Here is a 19,818-nt window from a genome sequence, read left to right on the forward strand (position 1 = left end):
CCGGGGCCCGTACCTCGATGTCCGTGCACAGCCACACGGCAGCCCGGCAAGACCTCGCTGCCACACCTGAGTTCCCGCGTCACGTGGTGACCGCGGTCCTCGTCTCCCACGACGGCGCCCGCTGGCTGCCCGACGCGCTCGCCGGGCTGCTCGGCCAGGAGCGCCCCGTCCAGTTCGCCATGGGCGCCGACACCGGCAGCGCGGACGATTCCGCCCGGCTGGTCGCCGAGGCCCTCGGTGACGACCACGTGCTGCACCTCGCCCGGCGCACCGGCTTCGGCCAGGCGGTCGAGGAGTGCAACCGCAGCGCCCCGCACCTCACGCCGGACGACCTGCCGTACCTGAAGCGGCCGAGCGGCTGGGACCCGGTCACCCGCAGTTGGCGCGACGACGCCTACGACCTGCCGGAACTCCCGCACGGGGAGCCGGTGCAGTGGCTGTGGCTGCTGCACGACGACTGCGCCCCCGAACCCGACGCGCTGGCCCAGATGCTGCGCGTCGTGGAGAACGAGTACGAGCTCGGCCGTGACGACGTGGCCGTCGTCGGCCCCAAGCTCCGCGGCTGGTACGACCGCAGGCAACTCCTCGAGGTCGGCGTCTCCATCGCCAACTCCGGCCGCCGCTGGACCGGTCTGGACCGCCGCGAACAGGACCAGGGCCAGCACGACCACGTACGGCCCGTGCTGTCGGTGTCCACCGCCGGCATGCTGGTCCGCCGTGACGTCTTCGACCGGCTCGGCGGATTCGACCGGCACCTGCCCCTCATGCGCGACGACGTCGACCTGTGCTGGCGCGCCCACTCCGCGGGACACCGGGTCCTGATCGCCCCCGACGCGGTCGTCCGGCACGCCGAGGCCGCCTCCCGCGAGCGCCGCACCGTCGACTGCGTGGGCCGCACCTCCGCCTCCCCGCACAAGGTGGACAAGGCGGGCGCCGTCTACGCCCTGCTCGTCAACGCCCGCACGGCCGCCCTGCCCTGGGTGCTGCTGCGCGTCGTCCTCGGCACCCTGCTCCGCACCCTCGCCTACCTCGTCGGCAAGGCCCCCGGACAGGCCGTCGACGAGATCCGCGGCCTCATGGGCACCCTGCTGCGGCCCGAACGGATCCTCGCCGGACGGCGCCACCGCGGCAGCCCGCAGACCGACAAGGGCGAGATGCGGCCGCTGTTCCCGCCGCCCGGCGCGACCGTCCGCGTCACCGTGGAACAGGTCGCGAGCAGCCTCGTCGGCCGCTCCGACCCCGAAGCCGCCTCCGGCGCGGGACGCCACGGCAGCGCCATCGAGTCCGGACCCGGCGGCGACGACGCCGACTTCCTGGAGGTCGAGCAGTTCGCCCGCCTCAAGCGCATCGCCCGCAAGCCGGGACCGGTGCTCTTCCTGGTGCTGCTGCTCGTCTCCCTGGCGGCCTGCCGCCAGCTCCTCGGCGGCGGCGCGCTCGCGGGCGGCGCCCTGCTCCCCGCGCCCGCCGGCGCCGGTGACCTGTGGGCCCGTCACACCGACGCCTGGCACGCCGTGGGCGCCGGCGGCACCGGAGCCGCACCGCCCTACCTGGCGATCGTCGCGGCCTTCGCCTCCCTCCTGCTCGGCTCCACCGGCCTCGCCGTCACGATCCTCCTGGTCTGCTCGGTACCGCTGGCCGGCCTCACCGCGTACTTCGCCTCCCGCCCGCTCGTCGAGTCCCGGCTGCTGCGCGCGTGGGCGGCCGTCGCCTACGCCTTCCTGCCCGCCGCGACCGGCGCCCTGGCCGGCGGCCGCATCGGCACCGCCGTACTCGCCGTACTGCTGCCGCTGATCGCCCGCGCGGGCATCGCCGCGAGCGGCCTCACCAACCCCGAGGGCACCCGCGGAAGTTGGCGCGCCACCTGGGCGTACGCCCTGCTGCTGACGATCGCCACGGCGTTCACCCCGATCGTGTGGCCCGTCGCCCTGGTCCTCGGCGTCGGCGTACTGGCCCTGCGCAGGACCGAGATCCCGGCCTACGGGCTGCGCTTCCTGGCCCAGCTCGGCACCCCCCTGCTGGTCCTCGCCCCGTGGTCGCTCTCCCTCCTCCCGTTCGGCTTCTTCCGGGAAGCGGGCCTGGAGTACGGCCCCTCCGCCGCCTCCGCCCTCGACCTGCTCGGCGCGAGCCCGGGCGGTCCCGGCACCGTCGGCGGCCCGCTGCTCATCGGCCTGGTGCTCGCCGCACTCGCGGCCCTGCTCCGCTCCGAGCGCCGGACGGCGATCCTCACCGCGTGGGCGGCGGCCCTGGTGGGCCTCGTCTTCGCGGTCCTGTCCAACGACTCCGCCTGGGCGGGCCCCGCGACCCTCGTCTACGGCATCGCCGTCCTGGCCGCCGCCACGCTCGGCGCCGACGGGGCACGCGCGCGTGTCGCCGAGCAGAGCTTCGGCTGGCGCCAGCCGGTCGCCGCGCTGATCGCCCTCGCCTGCGCGATCGGCCCGTTGGTCGCCGTCGCCGGCTGGATGATCCGCGGCGCCGACGGACCGGTCGAGCGGCGCGACCCCGTCCAGGTGCCCGCGTTCGTCGCCGAGGAGAGCGGCACCCGCGACCAGGCCCGCACCCTCGTCATCGACAGCGACTCCGCCGCCCGGGTCGGCTACGTCCTGGTCCGCGGCTCCGGCGCCCGCATGGGCGACGCGGAGATCGCCGCGGTGGACGGCGGGAACACCGGGCTCGACAAGGTCGTCGCCAACCTCGTCGCCGGCTCCGGCGCCGACCAGGCCGACCAGCTCGGCGGCTTCGCCGTCCGCTACGTCCTCGTCCACCCGGGCGCACCGCGTGAGGTCACCCGCGTCCTGGACGCCACCCCCGGCCTGTCCCGGCTCAGCCAGCAGGCGGGCGGCGCGCTGTGGCGGGTGGACCGGCAGGTCGCCCGCGCGAGCATCGTCCCTGCCGAGGACGCCAAGGACGCCAAGGACGCCAAGGACGCCAAGGACGGCGAGGACGGCGGCGACGAGCCCGTGCCCGTCGCCGCGGGCCCGGTCGAGATCCACACCAAGATCCCGGACGGTGCCGAGGGCCGCGTCCTGCGCCTCGCCGACACCGCCGCCGAGGGCTGGACCGCCACGCTCGACGGCAAGCCGCTGACCCGTACGACGGTCGACGGCTGGGCCCAGGGCTTCGAACTCCCCGCCTCCGGCGGCACGCTGGACGTCACCTACGACGACCCGATCACCCACACCGCCTGGCTGTGGGCCCAGGGCCTGCTCGCCGTCGTCCTCGTCGTCATGGCCCTGCCCGGCCGCCGCCGCGACATCGACGACGACCTGCCGGAGGAACCGGCCGTCCCCGCCGAGGCGATGGCCGGTGAGGGCCGCCGCGCCCGCCGCCTGCGCGCCCAGGCCGAGGCGGAGGCCGCGGCGGAGTCCGGCACCGGAGAACCGGGTGCCGACGAGGACTTCCCCGCCCCGCCCGAGCAGCCCCCCGCCCCCGTCCCGCAACAGCCCGGCCACGGCGACTGGGACGCGGCGGCGCAGTACCCGGACGCCTACCCGGAAGAGCAGCGGTACCAGCAGTACCCGGCGGACGCCTACGGCGGGACCTACCAGGCGGAGGCCTACCCCCAGGGCGGCGAGTACGACCCGTACGCCTACGGCACCCAGCAGGCGCCGTACGACCAGACGTACACCCAGGGCTACGACCAGAACTACACGCAGGGCTACGACACGTCGTACGACCCCCACGGCACGGGCAGTGAGCGTCCCGACGGGAGCCAGCAGTGAACCGCACCACCCTGTCCCTGATCGCGGGCGTGACCGCGCTCGCCGCCGTCACCGGCTTCGCCGCGGTGTCCTCACCGGACGCCAAGGCCACGGACGGGACGGCGGAGGCGGCGGCCCACCTCCCCGTGGAACGCACGAGCCTGGTGTGCCCCCCGCCCAGCTCCTCCGACCTGGCCGAGACGACGTACACGTCCTTCACGCCGGTCACCAAGGGCACGGAGAAGGGGGGCGGGGCCGAACTCCGGCCGGCCACGGAGCAGAAGCAGGACGAGTCGGAGTCCGGGGACGACAAGGAGGAGAAGGACGACAAGGACGCCAAGTCCGAGAAGCCCGTACTGGAGCCGGGGGACCCCGGCAAGCCGGTCACCGGGGAGACGACCGGCGGCGAGTCCCCGGCCCTCCTCGGCACCGCCGAGGGCCGCTTCGCGCCGGGCTGGACCGTGCAGGGGACGACCACGGTCACCGCGGGCACGGGCCGGGGCATGCACGGCGTCACCTGCACGGCCCCGGACACGGAGTTCTGGTTCCCCGGCGCGAGCACCGACGCCGGCCGCACCGACTACGTCCATCTGACCAACCCCGACGACTCGGCGGCGGTCGTGGACATCGAGCTCTACGGCAAGGACGGCGCCCTCGAGACGACGGTGGGGGAGGGCATCACGGTCCAGCCGCACTCCGCCGAGCCGGTCCTGCTCTCGACGCTCACCGACGAGAAGCAGACCGATGTGACCGTGCACGTGGTGGTCCGCAGCGGCCGGGTCGGCGCCGCCGTACAGGCCCTGGACGACAAGCTGGGCGGCGACTGGCTGGCCGCGTCGACCGACCCGTCCGGCAGCCTGGTCCTGCCCGGCATCCCGAAGGACGCCACCGCCGTACGCCTGGTCGCCTTCACCCCCGGTGACGCCGACGTCGACCTGAAGGTGCGCCTCGCCTCCCCCTCCGGCCCGATCACCCCGGCCGGCCACGACACCCTCCACGTGAAGGGCGGCATGACGGCGGCCGTCGACCTGGAGGACATCACGCGCGGTGAGGCGGGCTCCCTGGTCCTGACGGCGGCGGACGGTTCCGTCCCGGTCGTGGCGGCGGTACGGGTGCTGCGCGGCAAGGGCGACGACCAGGAGTCGGCCTTCATCCCGGCGGCGCGACCGGTCGGCACACGCGCCACGTCCGTGGACAACACGGCCGAGGGCACGACGCTCTCGGTGACGGCTCCCGAGGGCACGGCGAAGATCAAGGTCACGGCCTCGGCGGGCACCGAGGGCGGTACGGAGGCCTCGAAGACGTACACGATCAAGTCGGGCACGACGCAGAACATCGAGGCACCGGTCTCGGCCGGGGTGAAGGGCACCTACGCCCTCACGGTGGAACCCCAGTCGGACACACCGGTCTACGCGTCCCGGACGCTGACCGCGACGAAGAACGACGTCCCGTTCTTCACGGTCCAGTCCCTCCCGGACGACCGGGGGATGGTCTCGGTACCCCAGTCGAACGAGGACCTGTCGATCCTGCAGAACTGACCACGAACCGGGGCCGGCCCTGAGCCGGCCCCGCCCCACCCCCCCCGTCAACCGCGGGCAGTCGTGCCGCTGGGGCGGCACGGGTGGGCGCGACGGCACCCCGTACAGCGCCGGGCCGCGCAACCCCACCCCCGGCCCGCTCCGACACGAGGCACCTCATGAAGGTGCCGCCCCGGCACCCGCACGCGACGTCAGTCCTCCCCATACCGGGGATCCACCGTCTCCGGCGTCAGCCCCAGCACCTCCGCCACCTGCTCGACCACGACCTCGTGCACGAGAGCCGCCCGCTCGTCCCGCCCCTTGGTGCGGATCTCCACCGGCCGCCGATAGACCACCACCCGCGCCGGCCGCCCGTCCCGAGCGGCCACGGTCCCGCCCAGCGGCACCGCCTCATCACTCCAGGCCCCTCCGCCCGGCCGCGGCACGTCCAGCACCAGGAAATCGACGTCGGCCAACTGCGGCCACCGCCGCTCCAGCCGCTCCACGGAGTCCTGTACGAGATCCGCGAACGTCTCCGCACGGCTCGCGGCGAGCGGCACCTGCGGAGGCGCGATCGGGCCGCGCATGCCCCGGCCGTGGCGATCACGGCGTCGGGGACCGGGGCCGGGGCCGGATCCGGCGGCACGGGGCGTCACAGAGCTGTCCATCACTGCGAAGCGTAGTCGTCACGTCGCCGCCCCGCCCGATCACCGCACGCCTTCCGGCCGACCCGCACGGCATGTCACAACATGACCATTCCAGCCAAGGTTGGGCTCGATTCCGTATCTCTCCGAGACCGATGACATCAAGGCAATTGACGGTGTTTGTACCAACTGGTGACCGGAATCAGTACCGCCGAACCCCCCGGACCCCCGCGTCCAACCAGGTCAGCAAGGTGCCCCCAAAGGGGCATGTGGGGCGTTTCGTACCGCGACACGGTGGAGTGACCTGGTGGAGAGTCGTCGCGGCCCGCTCAAGAGTGCGGTACCGTCCAACGTCGTGAGCCCTGTACGTCGCTGTTCGCGCACCGCCTGCGGCCGTCCCGCCGTCGCGACGCTGACGTACGTCTACGCCGACTCGACCGCGGTCCTCGGCCCCCTCGCCACCTACGCCGAACCCCACTGCTACGACCTGTGCGCGGAGCACTCCGAGCGCCTCACCGCGCCGCGCGGCTGGGAGGTCGTCCGCCTGCTCGACGGCTCGGCCCCGGCCCAGCCCAGCGGAGACGACCTGGAAGCGCTTGCGAACGCGGTGCGCGAGGCGGCCCGTCCCCAGGAGCGGGCGGCGGGAGCGGGCGGCGGTTCCCGCACCGCGGACCCCATGGAGGTCGCACGCCGCGGCCACCTGCGCGTACTCCGCTCCCCGGACAACTGACCGGGGCGAGCCCTCTCCCCGTACCCCGGGCGCCGCATAAACCCCCGCACGCCTGTTGACGCCTTCTTGTCGCGGACACGACCATTCCATTGGTATCCGACGAGAAAACGCTTTCGCATGGCGGAATCCGGGAGGCGCCCGTGTACGTCCAGGAACTGGAACCCGTCGCCGGCTCGCTCGGCCTCTCCGCCCTGGTGGCGGCCCTGCCGCTCGTGATCGTCCTGGTCCTGCTCGGCGGTGTCCGGATGAAGGCGCACCTCGCGGGCCTGACCGGCCTGCTGGCGGCCGTCCTGGTGGCCTGTCTGGCGTACGGCATGCCACTGGACCAGACGCTCTCCAGCGGCGTCCAGGGCGCCGTCTTCGGCGTCTTCCCCATCATGTGGATCGTCGTCAACGCCCTGTGGGTCTACCGGATGACCGTCCGCACCCGTCACTTCGACATCCTCCGCCGCTCCTTCGGCCGCCTCTCCGACGACCCCCGCATCCAGGCACTCGTCATCGCGTTCTGCTTCGGCGCCCTGCTGGAGGCCCTCGCCGGGTTCGGCGCCCCCGTCGCGATCTCCGCCGTGATGCTGGTGGCCCTCGGCTTCGACCCCGTACGCGCCGCCGTGGTCGCGCTGGTCGCCAACACCGCGCCGGTGGCGTTCGGCGCCATGGGCACGCCGGTCGTCACGCTCGCCCAGGTCACCGGCCTGCCACTGGACTCCGTGGCGTCCGTGGTCGGCCGCCAGACCCCGCTGCTGGCCCTCGTGGTGCCGCTCGTACTGGTCTGGCTGGTGGACGGACGGCGCGGCCTGCGCGAGACCTGGATCCCCGCACTGGTCTGCGGAGCCGCCTTCGCCGTGGCACAGTTCGTCGCCTCCAACCACGTCTCCGCGCAGCTCGCCGACATCGGCGCCGCCCTGGCCGGCGCGGGCGCCCTGGTCGCCGTACCGCACGCGCGCGTGCCCGCCACCGAGGCCGTACGGACCTCCGTGCTGACCGGCGTGCGCAGCGAGGAACTGGACGAGGAGGACCCGCGCGGAGAGGTGGTACGCGCCTACGCCCCGTACGCGCTGATCGTCGTGATCTTCTCCGTCGCCCAGATCCCGGCGGTGAAGGACTGGCTCGCCGGCGCCACCCAGAGCTACGACTGGCCCCTCCTGGACGTCGCGGGCCCGGACGGCGAGCCCGTCGGCGGCAACGTGTTCACCTGGCCGATCGTCTCCACCGGCGGCACCCTCGTCCTGTTCGCCGGAGTGCTCACGGCGGCGGTGATCGGGGTGCACGCGCGCGTGGCGGTCAAGGAGTGGCTGGCGACGGTCCGCGAACTGCGGTTCGCGATCCTCACGGTGACGTCCGTCCTGGCCCTGGCCTACGTCATGAATCTCTCGGGCCAGGCGGCGACGATCGGCCACTTCGTCGCGGCGGCCGGGGCCGGCCTCGCCTTCCTGTCCCCGGTCCTCGGCTGGTTCGGCGTCGCCGTCTCCGGCTCGGACACCTCCTCCAACGCCCTCTTCGGCGCCCTCCAGGTGACCGCCGCCCAGCAGTCCGGGCTGTCGCCCGAACTGCTCGCCGCCGCCAACAGCTCCGGCGGCGTCCTCGGCAAGATGATCTCGCCGCAGAACCTCACCATCGCCTGCGCGGCCGTCGGACTGGCGGGCCGCGAGGGCGATCTGCTGCGCAAGGTGCTGCCCTGGAGCCTCGGCCTGCTGCTCGTGATGTGCCTGATCGTGGTGGGCCAGAGCACGGCGGCGCTCGGCTGGATGCTGCCCTGAGCCTCCACGACGTCCGTGTCACCCCCTGCGGGTAGTTTGTGGTGACCGACAGGACTTCCGGAAGGGCTGGCCGTGGCTGCTGATCTGTCGCAGATCGTGAAGGCGTACGACGTGCGCGGAGTCGTCCCCGACCAGTGGGACGAGTCCCTCGCCGAGCTCTTCGGCGCCGCCTTCGTCCGGGTGACCGGCGCGAGTGCCGTCGTCACCGGTCACGACATGCGGCCGTCGTCCCCCGGCCTGTCCGGCGCCTTCGCGCGCGGGGCGGCGGCCCAGGGCGCCGACGTCACCGAGATCGGCCTGTGCTCCACGGACCAGCTCTACTACGCCTCGGGCGCCCTGAACCTCCCCGGCGCGATGTTCACGGCCTCGCACAACCCGGCGCGGTACAACGGCATCAAGCTCTGCCGCGCGGGCGCGGCGCCGGTCGGCCAGGACACGGGCCTGGCGGAGATCAGGGAACTCGTCGAGCGGTGGAGCGACTCGGGCGCCCCGGAACCGACGACCGGCACCCGGGGAACGATCACCCGGCGCGACACGTTGGACGACTACGCGGCACACCTGCGCTCGCTCGTCGACCTGACCTCGATCCGCCCCCTGAAGGTCGTCGTCGACGCGGGCAACGGCATGGGCGGGCACACCGTCCCGACGGTCCTCGCCGGCCTGCCGTTCACCCTCGTCCCGATGTACTTCGAACTCGACGGCACCTTCCCCAACCACGAGGCCAACCCCCTCGACCCGGCCAACCTCGTCGACCTGCGGAAGCGGGTCCGCGAGGAGGGCGCCGACCTCGGCCTCGCCTTCGACGGCGACGCCGACCGCTGCTTCGTCGTCGACGAGCGGGGCGAGCCGGTCTCCCCGTCCGCGATCACCGCCCTGGTCGCCTCCCGCGAACTGGCCCGCAACGGCGGCAAGGGCACGATCATCCACAACCTGATCACGTCCTGGTCGGTCCCCGAGGTCGTACGGGAGAACGGCGGCACCCCCGAGCGCACCCGCGTGGGCCACTCCTTCATCAAGGCCGAGATGGCCAGGACCGGCGCGATCTTCGGCGGCGAGCACTCCGCGCACTACTACTTCCGCGACTTCTGGAACGCCGACACGGGCATGCTGGCCGCCCTGCACGTCCTCGCCGCCCTCGGCGGGCAGCAGGGCGCGCTGTCGGCCCTGGTCGCCCAGTACGACCGCTACGCCGGCTCCGGGGAGATCAACTCCACCGTCGACGACCAGGCGGGCCGCCTCGCCGCGATCAGGGCCGCGTACGAGGGCCGCGACGGCATCACCCTCGACGACCTGGACGGCCTCACCGTCACTGCCGCCGACTGGTGGTTCAACGTCCGACCCTCCAACACGGAACCCCTCCTCCGCCTGAACGCGGAGGCCCGTGACGAGACGACGATGACCAAGATCCGCGACGAGGCCCTGAAAATCATCAGGTCCTGACCCCCACCCGCAAGCAGCCACCCGCGACCCGCATCCCGCGATCCGCACCCCGCATCCCGCGTTCTGTGATCCACGTTCTGCGATCCGTGATCCGTGATCCGCGGGCAGCTGTGCCGCATGCCGCCGCCCTCCGCGGGCAGTCGTGCCTCCCCCAGTGCCTTAAAGGCCTGGGAGGTGCCCCCAGGGCGGCACGGGTGGGCGCGACGGCACCCCGCAAGCGCCGGGCTGCGCAACCCCACCCCCGGCCCACAGCAACGCGAGCCACCCGTAAGGCGCCGGGCCGCACAACCCCGCCCACCCCGCCGCCCACCCCCACCGGCGGTACCCTGACCAGCACATCCACCCACCGAAGGGAACGCCCATGCCACTCGAAGCCGGCCTCCTGGAAATCCTCGCCTGCCCCGCCTGCCACTCCCCCCTCAAGGAGCAGGACACCGAACTGATCTGCACCGGCCAGAACTGCGGCCTGGCCTACCCCGTCCGCGACGACATCCCCGTACTCCTCGTCGACGAGGCCCGCCGCCCCGAGTAACCGGCACAAGGCGCACCGCGCACCGCATCGCACCGCCCCGCCGACCGGAGATCGGAGCCCGCCGCCCATGCTCGACGAATCGCTGCTCGACTCACCGGAGGGCCTCGCCGAGGCCGACCGTCGCGCCCTGCTCCGCGGCGCCGCCGAGGCCGGCGCCCGCGTCCGCACCGCCGCACGGCACGCCGCCGAGGCAGGCGTCAACGGCCTCAAACCCGACGGCCGCCCCCGCGCCGTCCTCATCGCGGGCCCCGGCGCCGCCGCCACCCAGACCGCCGACCTCCTCGGCACCCTGGCCGGCGCCGGCAGCCCCGTCACCCGCCTCGCACCCACCGGCGTCGCCCCCGCGCCGGGCGCCCTGCGCTGGGAACTGCCCGGCTGGGCCGGCTCCGTGGACCTGCTGCTCATCGCCACCCCCGACGGCACCGAACCGGGCCTGTCCCTGCTCTCCGAGCAGGCCTACCGCCGCGGCTGCACCGTCGTCGCCGTGGCCCCCGCCGGCAGCCCGCTCGCCGAAGCGGTGAACGGCTCCCGCGGCCTGTTCGTCCCCATGGCCTCCGCGCCCTACGACCAGGACGAACCCCTCGCCGCCTCCGCCCCCGGCGTCCTGTGGGCACTGCTCACCCCGCTGCTCGCGCTCCTGGACCGCACCGGCCTGCTCACCGCCCCGCCCGAGGCCCTGGAGAAGATCGCCGACCGCCTCGACGGCATCGCCGAACGCTGCGGTCCGGCCATCGCGACGTACAGCAACCCCGCCAAGACCCTGGCCGCCGAACTCGCCGAAGCGCTGCCCGTCGTATGGACCGAGGGCGTCTCGGCGGGCCCGGCCGGCCGCCGGTTCGCCGCCGCGCTCGCCGAACTGTCCGGCACCCCCGCCGTCGTCGCCGAACTCCCCGAGGCGCTCGCCGCGCACAGTGCCCTGCTGGCCGGCCGGCTCGCCGCCGGCGCGGACCCGGACGACTTCTTCCGCGACCGCGTGGAGGAAGCACCCGCCCTGCACGCGCGCGTGGTGCTGCTCCGCGACCGCCCCATCGGCGGCCTCACCGCCGCACCCGCCGCCCGCGACCTGGCGCTCACCCACGACACGCCGATCAGTGAGCTGGAACCGGAGGCGGGCGGCGAGTTGGAGACCCTCGCGGAACTGATCGCCGTCACGGATTTCGCCGCCGTTTACCTGGCGCTCGCCTCGGGAGCCTGATCATGCCCGGTAAACCCTGAGACCCTCCCTCCGCGCGGACGCACGACACGCACCGATACACACGGCACGCACCGACACCGCGCGGACGCACGAGAACCGGCAGAAGGAACGCAGAGAGCCCCATGGACCGTCTCGACAACACCATCCGCCCCTACGCCTGGGGTTCCACCACCGCCCTCCCGCGGCTGCTCGGCACCGAACCGACCGGCGAGCCGCAGGCGGAGATGTGGATGGGCGCCCACCCCGGCGCACCCTCGCGCACCGGCCGGGGCACGCTCGTCGAGGTCATCGACGCCGACCCGGAGCGGGAACTCGGCCCGGACTCGGTCGCCAAGTTCGGCCCCCGCCTGCCCTTCCTGCTCAAACTCCTCGCCGCCGGAGCCCCGCTCTCCCTCCAGGTCCACCCCGACCTGACCCAGGCGAAGGAGGGCCACGCGGACGAGGAGCGCCGAGGCGTCCCCGTCACCGCCCCGCACCGCAACTACAAGGACGCCAACCACAAGCCCGAATTGATCTGCGCCCTCACCGAGTTCGACGGCCTGTGCGGTTTCCGCGCCCCGCTGCACGCCGCCGAGCTCCTCGACGGCCTCGGCGTGGACTCCCTCAAGCCGTACGTCGACCTGCTGCACGCCCACCCCGAAGAGGCGGCCCTGCGCGAGGTCCTCACCGCGATCCTCACCGCCGACCCCGAGGAGATGGCCCGCACCGTCACGGAGACCGCCGCCGCCTGCGACCGCCTCGGCGGCGCCTACGCCCCGTACGCCGACATCGCCCACCACTACCCGGGCGACCCCGGCGTCATCGCCGCGATGCTCCTCAACCACGTCCGGCTCCAGCCCGGCGAGGCCCTCTTCCTCGGCGCTGGCGTCCCGCACGCCTACCTCGACGGCCTCGGCGTCGAGATCATGGCCAACTCCGACAACGTCCTGCGCTGCGGCCTGACCCCCAAGCACGTCGACGTCCCCGAACTCCTGCGCGTCGTCCGCTTCGAGGCCGGCGACCCCGGCGTGCTGCGCCCGGAGGCCGGCCCGGACGGCGAGGAGGTCTACGAGACCCCCATCGACGAGTTCCGCCTCTCCCGCTACGTCCTCCCCGCGGGCGGCGCCGGCCACGACCTCACCCTGACCACCCCGCAGATCCTGCTCTGCACCGCCGGCTCCGTACGGGCGGGCGAGCACGAACTGACGCCCGGCACCTCCGTGTTCGTCCCTTCGGGTGAGAAGGCCGAAGTGTCGGGTACCGGAACCCTGTTCAGGGCCACCGTCGTCGCCTGATCACCCCGTGACGACCACCTGACACGCCGTCGCCGAACCGGGCTGCAACAATGGCCCACCGTCAAAGGACGGACAGAGTCCCGGGCGGCGTACGAACACGCCCGCCCGGGCCCCACACGGCGTACGAAGGGACAACGCGAACACATGAGCGCGTCAGGCGGCACCAAGGCGATCGTGGCGGCACTCGCCGCCAACCTCGCGATCGCGGTAGCGAAGTTCGTGGCGTTCCTCTTCAGCGGCTCGTCGTCGATGCTCGCCGAGTCCGTGCACTCGCTCGCCGACTCCGGCAACCAGGGGCTGCTGCTGGTGGGCGGCAAGAGGGCCCAGCGCCGGGCGACCCCGCAGCACCCCTTCGGCTACGGCCGCGAGCGCTACATCTACGCCTTCCTCGTCTCCATCGTGCTCTTCTCGGTCGGCGGCATGTTCGCCCTCTACGAGGGCTACGAGAAGATCAAGCACCCGCACGAGCTGGAGCACTGGTACTGGCCGGTCGGCGTCCTCGTCTTCGCGATCATCGCGGAGTCCTTCTCCTTCCGCACCGCCATCAAGGAGTCCAACGTCCTGCGCGGCGGACGCTCCTGGAAGGAGTTCGTCCGCCACGCCAAGGCCCCCGAGCTGCCGGTCGTCCTCCTGGAGGACCTCGGAGCGCTCGTCGGTCTGATCCTCGCCCTCGGCGGTGTCGGCATGGCCCTGGCCACCGGCGACAGCGTCTGGGACGGCATCGGCACCCTCTGCATCGGCGTCCTGCTCATCCTGATCGCCCTGGTCCTCGCCGTCGAGACGAAGTCGCTGCTGCTCGGCGAGGCCGCGGGCCCCGAGGCGACCCAGAAGATCGAGGCCGCCGTCGTCGACGGCGACACCGTCACCCGCATCATCCACATGCGCACCCTCCACATCGGTCCCGAGGAGCTGCTGGTCGCCGCGAAGATCGGCGTCCGGCACGACGGCACGGCCACCGAGATCGCCTCCGCCATCGACGCCGCCGAGTCCCGCATCCGCGAGGCCGTCCCGATCGCCCGCGTGATCTACCTCGAGCCCGATATCTACAGCGAGACCGAGGCCGCCAAGGGCGCCGACCCCGAGGCCACCCCCGGAGGCCCCACCTCCGCCGACACCGCTCACTGAGCCCCGCACCACCGGGGTCCGCAGGACCCCACACCGGAGGGGCCCGCCACCACGGCGGGCCCCTCCGCCGTGTCCAGGGAGCGGCCTCAGAAGTGCGAGGGCCACAGCTTCGTGTCGAACTCCGCCGGCCGGCGCCGCCTGGTCCGCCCCGCGAGCACACAGATCAGGCCCGCGAGCGTCAGCAGCAGCCCGAACAGCGCGGCCCCGGCGAGCAGGACCACACCCAGGCGGTCCTCCGTCACCCGGCCCCGCACCGCCTCCACGGGCACCGTGCCGCCGTGGTCGTCGGCGAAGAAGCGGGAGTCCCGTGAATTCAGACGGTGGTCGCCCAGCAGGAACAGCCGCCCCTGCGGCACCCGGACGTCGTACCGCTGCGGAACGAGGCCGTTGACGTCCCCGTCCTTGACGTACGGCTCCTCCAACGCCCTGCCGTTCACCGTGAGCCGCCGTGAGGACCCCTCGCCCTCGCAGCACACGATCCGGTCACCGCCCACCCCGATGACCCGCTGCACGACGAGCCCGCCTCCCGGATAGCGGTCGGGCGCCGAGAACAGCACCACGTCACCGCGCCGCACCTCGCCCCCGTCCACACGCGCGTAGAAGACGTCGTCACCGAGCCGGTACGTCGGCGCCATGCTCCCGCCCCGCACATCGGCCGTCCCGTAGTTCAGCCGCAGCGCCCCCAGGGACGCCACCACCGACAGCAGCCCCACCGCGAGCATCACCCACCCCGTGACCAGCGTTCCCCGCCCCGTGTCCACGCCCGAACCCCTCCCCGCACGGACCGCCCGCGCGGGGTGAGGCTAGCGGCCCGCCCGGCGACGGCCGCCGGGGGACCGGGGACGGGGCGCCCGCCAGATCGGCCTGATGTGTACGCGGGCGGACTGGGGTCGGCCGGGTCCGGCGGTGTAGCTTGGGACGGAGCCAGACGTCGCTGCTGATGGCGGTCGGGCGGTCCCACCGCGGACCGGCCGAGGGAGAGAGGGCCTCCGACGGACTGCGCTGCGCGCACGCGGGCATGCCTGTGTCCTCCTCAGGGCACCCCTGTGTCCGCCGCCGCGCAGACCAGCCGTACCCACCTCGACCCACACCCCGAGGAGCAGCTCGCAATGACGACTGTCGACAACCGACAGGACTTCAAGGTCGCCGACCTCTCCCTGGCCGAGTTCGGCCGCAAGGAGATCACCCTCGCCGAGCACGAGATGCCCGGCCTGATGGCGATCCGCAAGGAGTACGCCGACGCCCAGCCCCTGGCCGGCGCCCGCGTCACCGGCTCCCTGCACATGACCGTGCAGACCGCCGTCCTCATCGAGACCCTGGTCGCCCTCGGCGCCCGGGTCCGCTGGGCGTCCTGCAACATCTTCTCCACCCAGGACCACGCCGCGGCCGCCATCGCCGTCGGCCCGAACGGCACGCCCGACAACCCGCAGGGCGTCCCCGTCTTCGCCTGGAAGGGCGAGACCCTGGAGGAGTACTGGTGGTGCACGGAGCAGGCGCTGACCTGGCCGGACAGCCCCACCGGCGGCCCCAACATGATCCTCGACGACGGCGGTGACGCCACCCTCCTCGTCCACAAGGGCGTCGAGTACGAGAAGGACGGCAAGGCCCCCTCGCCCGACACCGCCGAGTCCGACGAGCACCGCGTCATCCTCGAACTGCTCAACCGCACCCTGAGCGAGAGCCCGCAGAAGTGGACCCAGCTCGCCTCCGAGATCCGCGGTGTCACCGAGGAGACCACGACCGGCGTCCACCGCCTGTACGAGATGCAGCGCGACGGCACCCTCCTGTTCCCGGCGATCAACGTCAACGACGCCGTCACCAAGTCGAAGTTCGACAACAAGTACGGCTGCCGCCACTCCCTGGTCGACGGCATCAACCGCGCCACCGACACCCTGATCGGCGGCAAGACCGCGGTCGTGTTCGGCTACGGCGACGTGGGCAAGGGCTGCGCGGAGTCCCTGCGCGGCCAGGGCGCCCGCGTGATCGTCACCGAGATCGACCCGATCTGCGCCCTGCAGGCCGCGATGGACGGCTACCAGGTCACGACGCTCGACGAGGTCGTCGACAAGGCCGACATCTTCGTCACCACCACCGGCAACAAGGACATCATCATGGCCGCCGACATGGCCAAGATGAAGCACCAGGCCATCGTCGGCAACATCGGCCACTTCGACAACGAGATCGACATGGCCGGCCTCGCCAAGATCCCCGGCATCGTCAAGGACGAGATCAAGCCGCAGGTCCACACCTGGACCTTCCCCGACGGCAAGAAGATCATCGTCCTCTCCGAGGGCCGCCTGCTGAACCTGGGCAACGCCACCGGCCACCCGTCGTTCGTGATGTCCAACTCCTTCGCGGACCAGACGCTGGCCCAGATCGAGCTGTTCACCAAGCCCGACGAGTACCCGACCGGTGTCTACGTGCTGCCCAAGCACCTCGACGAGAAGGTCGCCCGCCTCCACCTCGACGCACTCGGCGTCAAGCTGACCACGCTCCGCCCGGAGCAGGCCGAGTACATCGGCGTGCAGGTCGAGGGCCCGTTCAAGTCGGACCACTACCGCTACTGAGCCCACGCTCCCGCCGCGGCGAGCGCGTCCGCACACCGGACGCGCTCCCCGGCGGCAGGTCCTCCGAGGCAGGCCCCCGCACCCCCGTGCCGGGGGCCTGCCCCTTTGGCGGACCGTCGGCCGGCCCAGCCCGTCACGACCCAGGACCCCCATGCCCCGCGGCCGCTATTCGCTCCACGATCCGCACGATCACACCCCCCTCGCAGAAGAACACTTCCACTGCGCCCCCGGCCCCTCCGGCTGGCGCTACGTCTCCCAGCTCACCGCCCCCACAGGCGATCACCTGGGCTCGGTCGACCTCGCCCTCGACGAACTGGGCCGCCCCATCCGCCTCGAACTCCACGCCGCGAGCTGGCAGGTCCGCGGCGCCGCCCTCGACGGCGTCACCTGGGTCCGCACCGACCCCACCGGGACCCACGCCACCGAAGGCAATGTGCGCGCCCACGCCTTCACCGGCTCGTCCCCCGCCTTTCTCGTCGCCACCGCCCGCCTCCTGCGCCTCACCCCCTCGGCATCGGCCACCCGCGTACGCCTCGTCGCCTTCACGGAGCCGGTCCTCGCCCCGCGCACCCTGGACCAGTCCTGGGCGCTGGTGGAAAGAGAAGCACACGCCACTGACAACGGCCCCCTGACCGTGGACGAATACCAGGTCACAGCCCTGGACACGGGCGAGCAGCACTCCGTGCACCTGGCCGGGGACGTGGTCCTCGCGGCCCCCGGCATCGAACTGGAGGACCTCGAATCACCACCGTCGGTCCTCGACTGACCGGCGCCTCCCGAAGGCACCTACGCCGGCGGGGCGAACCCCGTCGAGGGCCGATCGGCCGACGATCCCTCCTGCGGCGGGGCGGTCCGCTCCCCACGCACCACGGCTCCCGGATCCGCCGACGGATCCGCGGCCGGCCGTACATCCGGCGCGACGGCCGCAGCGGGATACGCCGGCGGGGCGTAGGCGCCGGCCGGGCCCGCCGAACCGGCCGGGCCCGCCGGACCCACGGGCCCGCCACCCCCGGCCGACCCATGTCCGAACGCCCGCCGGGCCTCCCGGACCTGCCGCTCCTGCACCACCGCCGCGAGATACGCCGCGGGCGGCACCCCCGGCGGCACCGGCGCCCCCGTGCGCCCGGCCAGGTCCGCGGCCAGCCGCTCCGCCATCGACCAGCCGACCCGCGGATCGAGCTGCCCCATCCGCGTCAGGTACTGCCGGACGGCAAGCCACAGACCGTCGGGCACCGCCGACAGATCGAGCCCCGAGAAACGCCCGGCCAGCCACGGCGGAGGCGGCGGCACGAAACCCGTCTGCCCGGCCGGCACCCGCTCCCGCACGACCAGGGTCCCCGCGAACACATCCCCGAGCCGCCGCCCCCGCGCCGAAACCAGGGACGCGACGCAGGCCACGACCCCGAGCGTCATCAGGATCTCGATCACACCGATCAGACCCCGCACCAGCGCGTGCCGGAACCGGATCGGCCCCCCGTCGTCCCGCACCACCCGCAGTCCGCAGGCCATCTTCCCGAGCGACCGTCCATGGCTGAGCGTCTCGACCAGGATCGGCCCACCGACCAGCACGAGGACGAACAAGGCGATCGAGATCGCGGTCTGCGCCGCCTCGTCCAACGAGGCCGTGGCCGCCACCAGAGCGATGGTCACCACGACATAGACGGCCATGGCCGCCACCAGATCGAGCAGCACGGCCAGCGCCCTGCTGGGCAGCCTCGCGGGGCGCAGCTCCAACGCCACCGCCTCGCCCGTCACCAGCTCACTCACGCCCGCCGCCCTTCCCTGGCCTGCCCCGAACACCGCCAGTCTGCCAAGCTGATGGCACATCGCACCGCAGTACGACCAGCAGACCAAGCCGATCATCCTTCCACCGGTCAGGCCGACCGCCGACGAACAGCCGAGGAGCAGGCACACCGATGGACCTCGACGTCTTCGTCTCCGCCCACCGCGCGGAGTGGGACCGCCTCGACGCCCTGCTCCGGCGCCAGCGCCGCCTCACCGGCGCGGAGGCCGACGAACTCGTCGTCCTCTACCAGCGCACGGCCACCCATCTCTCCCTGATCCAGTCGGCCGCCCCCGACCCGCAGCTGACCGGCCGGCTCAGCCAACTGGTGGCACGCGCGCGCAGCGCGGTGACCGGCGCCCGCCGCGCCTCCTGGCGGGACGTGACACGCTTCCTGTCCCACAGCTTCCCGGCCGCCGTCTACAAGTCACGCCACTGGTGGGTGCCCACGGCACTCCTCTCCACAGCCGTCGCGGCACTCCTCGGCTGGTGGATAGGCACCCACCCCGAAGTACAGGCGTCCATAGCGGCTCCCGACGAGCTGCGTGAGCTCACCCGCCCCGGCGGTCAGTACGAGACGTACTACTCGAGCCACCCCGCGGCCTCCTTCGCCGCCCAGGTCTGGACGAACAACGCGTGGGCCGCGGCCCTCTGCCTGATCCTGGGTGTCTTCCTGGGCCTGCCGGTCCTCTGGATCCTCTTCCAGAACATGCTCAATCTGGGCGTCGGCTTCGGTCTGATGTCCTCCGCCGGCCGTCTCGACACCTTCCTCGGCCTGGTCCTGCCGCACGGCCTCCTGGAACTCACCGCGGTCTTCGTCGCAGCGGGAACCGGTCTCCGCCTCGGCTGGACCGTCATCGACCCGGGCCCCCGCACCCGGCGCACAGCCTTGGCGGCGGAAGGCCGGGCAGCCCTGGCCATGGCGATCGGCCTCGCTCTGGTCCTCTTCGTCTCCGGCGCCATCGAAGGCTTCGTCACCCCATCGGGCCTGCCCACCTGGGCGCGCATCACCATCGGAGTCATCGCCGAGCTGGCCTTCCTCGCCTACGTCTATGTCCTGGGCGGACGTGCGGCACGCGCCGGCGAGACCGGTGACCTGGAGGCATTCGAACGCAGCGCCGACGTGCCCACGGCTGCCTGATGTGCGCGAGACCCCGCTGAGCTGCTAGTGTCCTCTTCGCCCCGCAGGAACCGTTGACACGGAGCAGGCGGGGAGGTAGATTCAAACAGTTGCCTGGAGACGGGGTCTGACCCGGAAGGCGACAGTGAGCGTCTATCAGCTTCTCATCGAAACACTGATTTCGAAGAAGCACTTCCCGAAGAATCGGAAAACAAGGGCCGGTCAGTCCGCCCCGAAAGTTCTGATAAAGTGGGAACCGCCGGAAAGGGAAACGCGAAAGCGGGAACCTGGAAAGCACCGAGGAAATCGGGTCGGAAAGATCTGATAGAGTCGGAAACGCGAGACCGAAGGGAAGCGCCCGGAGGAAAGCCCGCGAGGGTGAGTACGAAGGAAGCGTCCGTTCCTTGAGAACTCAACAGCGTGCCAAAAGTCAACG

At 72.7% G+C, this 19,818-nt stretch carries 15 protein-coding genes; 12 read left to right on the forward strand and 3 right to left on the reverse strand.

The genetic code is table 11. The annotated features are described in order from the left end of the window. The first annotated feature begins 17 nt into the window (after positions 1-17). Positions 18-3,719 carry a glycosyltransferase gene (locus ACZ62B_RS20760; RefSeq protein ID WP_469691618.1) on the forward strand — a complete coding sequence of 1,234 codons (3,702 nt, stop codon included), beginning with the start codon at positions 18-20 and terminating at the stop codon, positions 3,717-3,719. Beyond that, entirely contained in the window at positions 3,716-5,236 is a 1,521-nt protein-coding gene (locus ACZ62B_RS20765; RefSeq protein ID WP_469691620.1) for a DUF5719 family protein, read from the forward strand. The genes ACZ62B_RS20760 and ACZ62B_RS20765 overlap by 4 nt, the downstream gene beginning before the upstream one ends. 191 nt (positions 5,237-5,427) lie before the next feature. On the opposite strand, the gene ACZ62B_RS20770 is transcribed toward ACZ62B_RS20765, so the two are convergent. Further along, the gene (locus ACZ62B_RS20770; protein WP_085573978.1) at positions 5,428-5,883 is read right to left on the reverse strand and encodes a metallopeptidase family protein; all 456 of its coding nucleotides are present in this window, start codon (positions 5,881-5,883) and stop codon (positions 5,428-5,430) included. Positions 5,884-6,166: 283 nt separating this feature from the next. Here ACZ62B_RS20770 and ACZ62B_RS20775 point away from each other — a divergent pair, with 283 nt between their 5' ends. From ACZ62B_RS20775 to ACZ62B_RS20805, 7 genes are all read left to right on the forward strand, one after another. Next, positions 6,167-6,589 carry a DUF3499 domain-containing protein gene (locus ACZ62B_RS20775; RefSeq protein WP_184765947.1) on the forward strand — a complete coding sequence of 141 codons (423 nt, stop codon included), beginning with the start codon at positions 6,167-6,169 and terminating at the stop codon, positions 6,587-6,589. Between the two features lie 140 nt (positions 6,590-6,729). Further along, the gene (locus ACZ62B_RS20780) at positions 6,730-8,346 is read left to right on the forward strand and encodes an L-lactate permease (RefSeq protein ID WP_344569732.1); all 1,617 of its coding nucleotides are present in this window, start codon (positions 6,730-6,732) and stop codon (positions 8,344-8,346) included. 72 nt (positions 8,347-8,418) lie between these two features. Beyond that, a complete protein-coding gene (locus ACZ62B_RS20785) occupies positions 8,419-9,786 on the forward strand; it encodes a phosphomannomutase/phosphoglucomutase (protein WP_469691623.1) in 1,368 nt (455 codons plus the stop codon). A 361-nt stretch (positions 9,787-10,147) separates the two neighbouring features. Beyond that, positions 10,148-10,318 carry a Trm112 family protein gene (locus ACZ62B_RS20790; protein ID WP_468727844.1) on the forward strand — a complete coding sequence of 57 codons (171 nt, stop codon included), beginning with the start codon at positions 10,148-10,150 and terminating at the stop codon, positions 10,316-10,318. A 67-nt stretch (positions 10,319-10,385) separates the two neighbouring features. Next, a complete protein-coding gene (locus ACZ62B_RS20795; RefSeq protein WP_344569739.1) occupies positions 10,386-11,513 on the forward strand; it encodes an SIS domain-containing protein in 1,128 nt (375 codons plus the stop codon). Between the two features lie 122 nt (positions 11,514-11,635). After that, the gene (manA, locus tag ACZ62B_RS20800) at positions 11,636-12,787 is read left to right on the forward strand and encodes a mannose-6-phosphate isomerase, class I (protein ID WP_344569740.1); all 1,152 of its coding nucleotides are present in this window, start codon (positions 11,636-11,638) and stop codon (positions 12,785-12,787) included. A 144-nt stretch (positions 12,788-12,931) separates the two neighbouring features. Beyond that, entirely contained in the window at positions 12,932-13,912 is a 981-nt protein-coding gene (locus ACZ62B_RS20805) for a cation diffusion facilitator family transporter (protein ID WP_344569742.1), read from the forward strand. An 86-nt stretch (positions 13,913-13,998) separates the two neighbouring features. Here ACZ62B_RS20805 and lepB read toward each other — a convergent pair whose 3' ends face one another. Further along, positions 13,999-14,673: a signal peptidase I gene (gene lepB / locus ACZ62B_RS20810; RefSeq protein ID WP_344569744.1), complete on the reverse strand. Its 675-nt coding sequence runs from the start codon at positions 14,671-14,673 to the stop codon at positions 13,999-14,001. Positions 14,674-15,021: 348 nt separating this feature from the next. Here lepB and ahcY point away from each other — a divergent pair, with 348 nt between their 5' ends. Beyond that, complete coding sequence (gene ahcY, locus ACZ62B_RS20815; RefSeq protein WP_468887690.1) at positions 15,022-16,479, forward strand: adenosylhomocysteinase; 1,458 nt, start codon at positions 15,022-15,024, stop codon at positions 16,477-16,479. A 151-nt stretch (positions 16,480-16,630) separates the two neighbouring features. Continuing rightward, the gene (locus ACZ62B_RS20820) at positions 16,631-17,245 is read left to right on the forward strand and encodes a hypothetical protein (RefSeq protein WP_344569748.1); all 615 of its coding nucleotides are present in this window, start codon (positions 16,631-16,633) and stop codon (positions 17,243-17,245) included. Between the two features lie 20 nt (positions 17,246-17,265). Here ACZ62B_RS20820 and ACZ62B_RS20825 read toward each other — a convergent pair whose 3' ends face one another. Then, positions 17,266-18,246, reverse strand: coding sequence for an RDD family protein (locus ACZ62B_RS20825; RefSeq protein ID WP_344565091.1), 981 nt, complete (start codon positions 18,244-18,246; stop codon positions 17,266-17,268). A gap of 149 nt (positions 18,247-18,395) precedes the next feature. Between ACZ62B_RS20825 and ACZ62B_RS20830 the strand changes: the two genes are divergently transcribed. After that, the gene (locus ACZ62B_RS20830) at positions 18,396-19,403 is read left to right on the forward strand and encodes a stage II sporulation protein M (RefSeq protein ID WP_469691627.1); all 1,008 of its coding nucleotides are present in this window, start codon (positions 18,396-18,398) and stop codon (positions 19,401-19,403) included. Positions 19,404-19,818 lie beyond the last annotated feature (415 nt).

It is taken from the genome of Streptomyces sp. NPDC053426, assembly GCF_055585405.1.

Coding starts and splice junctions, on each gene's coding strand:
- ACZ62B_RS20820 (WP_344569748.1), top strand. CDS start 16,631: ATGCCCCGCGGCCGCTATTCGCTCCACGATCCGCACGATCACACCCCC.
- ACZ62B_RS20795 (WP_344569739.1), top strand. CDS start 10,386: ATGCTCGACGAATCGCTGCTCGACTCACCGGAGGGCCTCGCCGAGGCC.
- ahcY (WP_468887690.1), top strand. CDS start 15,022: ATGACGACTGTCGACAACCGACAGGACTTCAAGGTCGCCGACCTCTCC.
- ACZ62B_RS20770 (WP_085573978.1), bottom strand. CDS start 5,883: ATGGACAGCTCTGTGACGCCCCGTGCCGCCGGATCCGGCCCCGGCCCC.
- ACZ62B_RS20790 (WP_468727844.1), top strand. CDS start 10,148: ATGCCACTCGAAGCCGGCCTCCTGGAAATCCTCGCCTGCCCCGCCTGC.
- ACZ62B_RS20830 (WP_469691627.1), top strand. CDS start 18,396: ATGGACCTCGACGTCTTCGTCTCCGCCCACCGCGCGGAGTGGGACCGC.
- manA (WP_344569740.1), top strand. CDS start 11,636: ATGGACCGTCTCGACAACACCATCCGCCCCTACGCCTGGGGTTCCACC.
- ACZ62B_RS20760 (WP_469691618.1), top strand. CDS start 18: ATGTCCGTGCACAGCCACACGGCAGCCCGGCAAGACCTCGCTGCCACA.
- ACZ62B_RS20805 (WP_344569742.1), top strand. CDS start 12,932: ATGAGCGCGTCAGGCGGCACCAAGGCGATCGTGGCGGCACTCGCCGCC.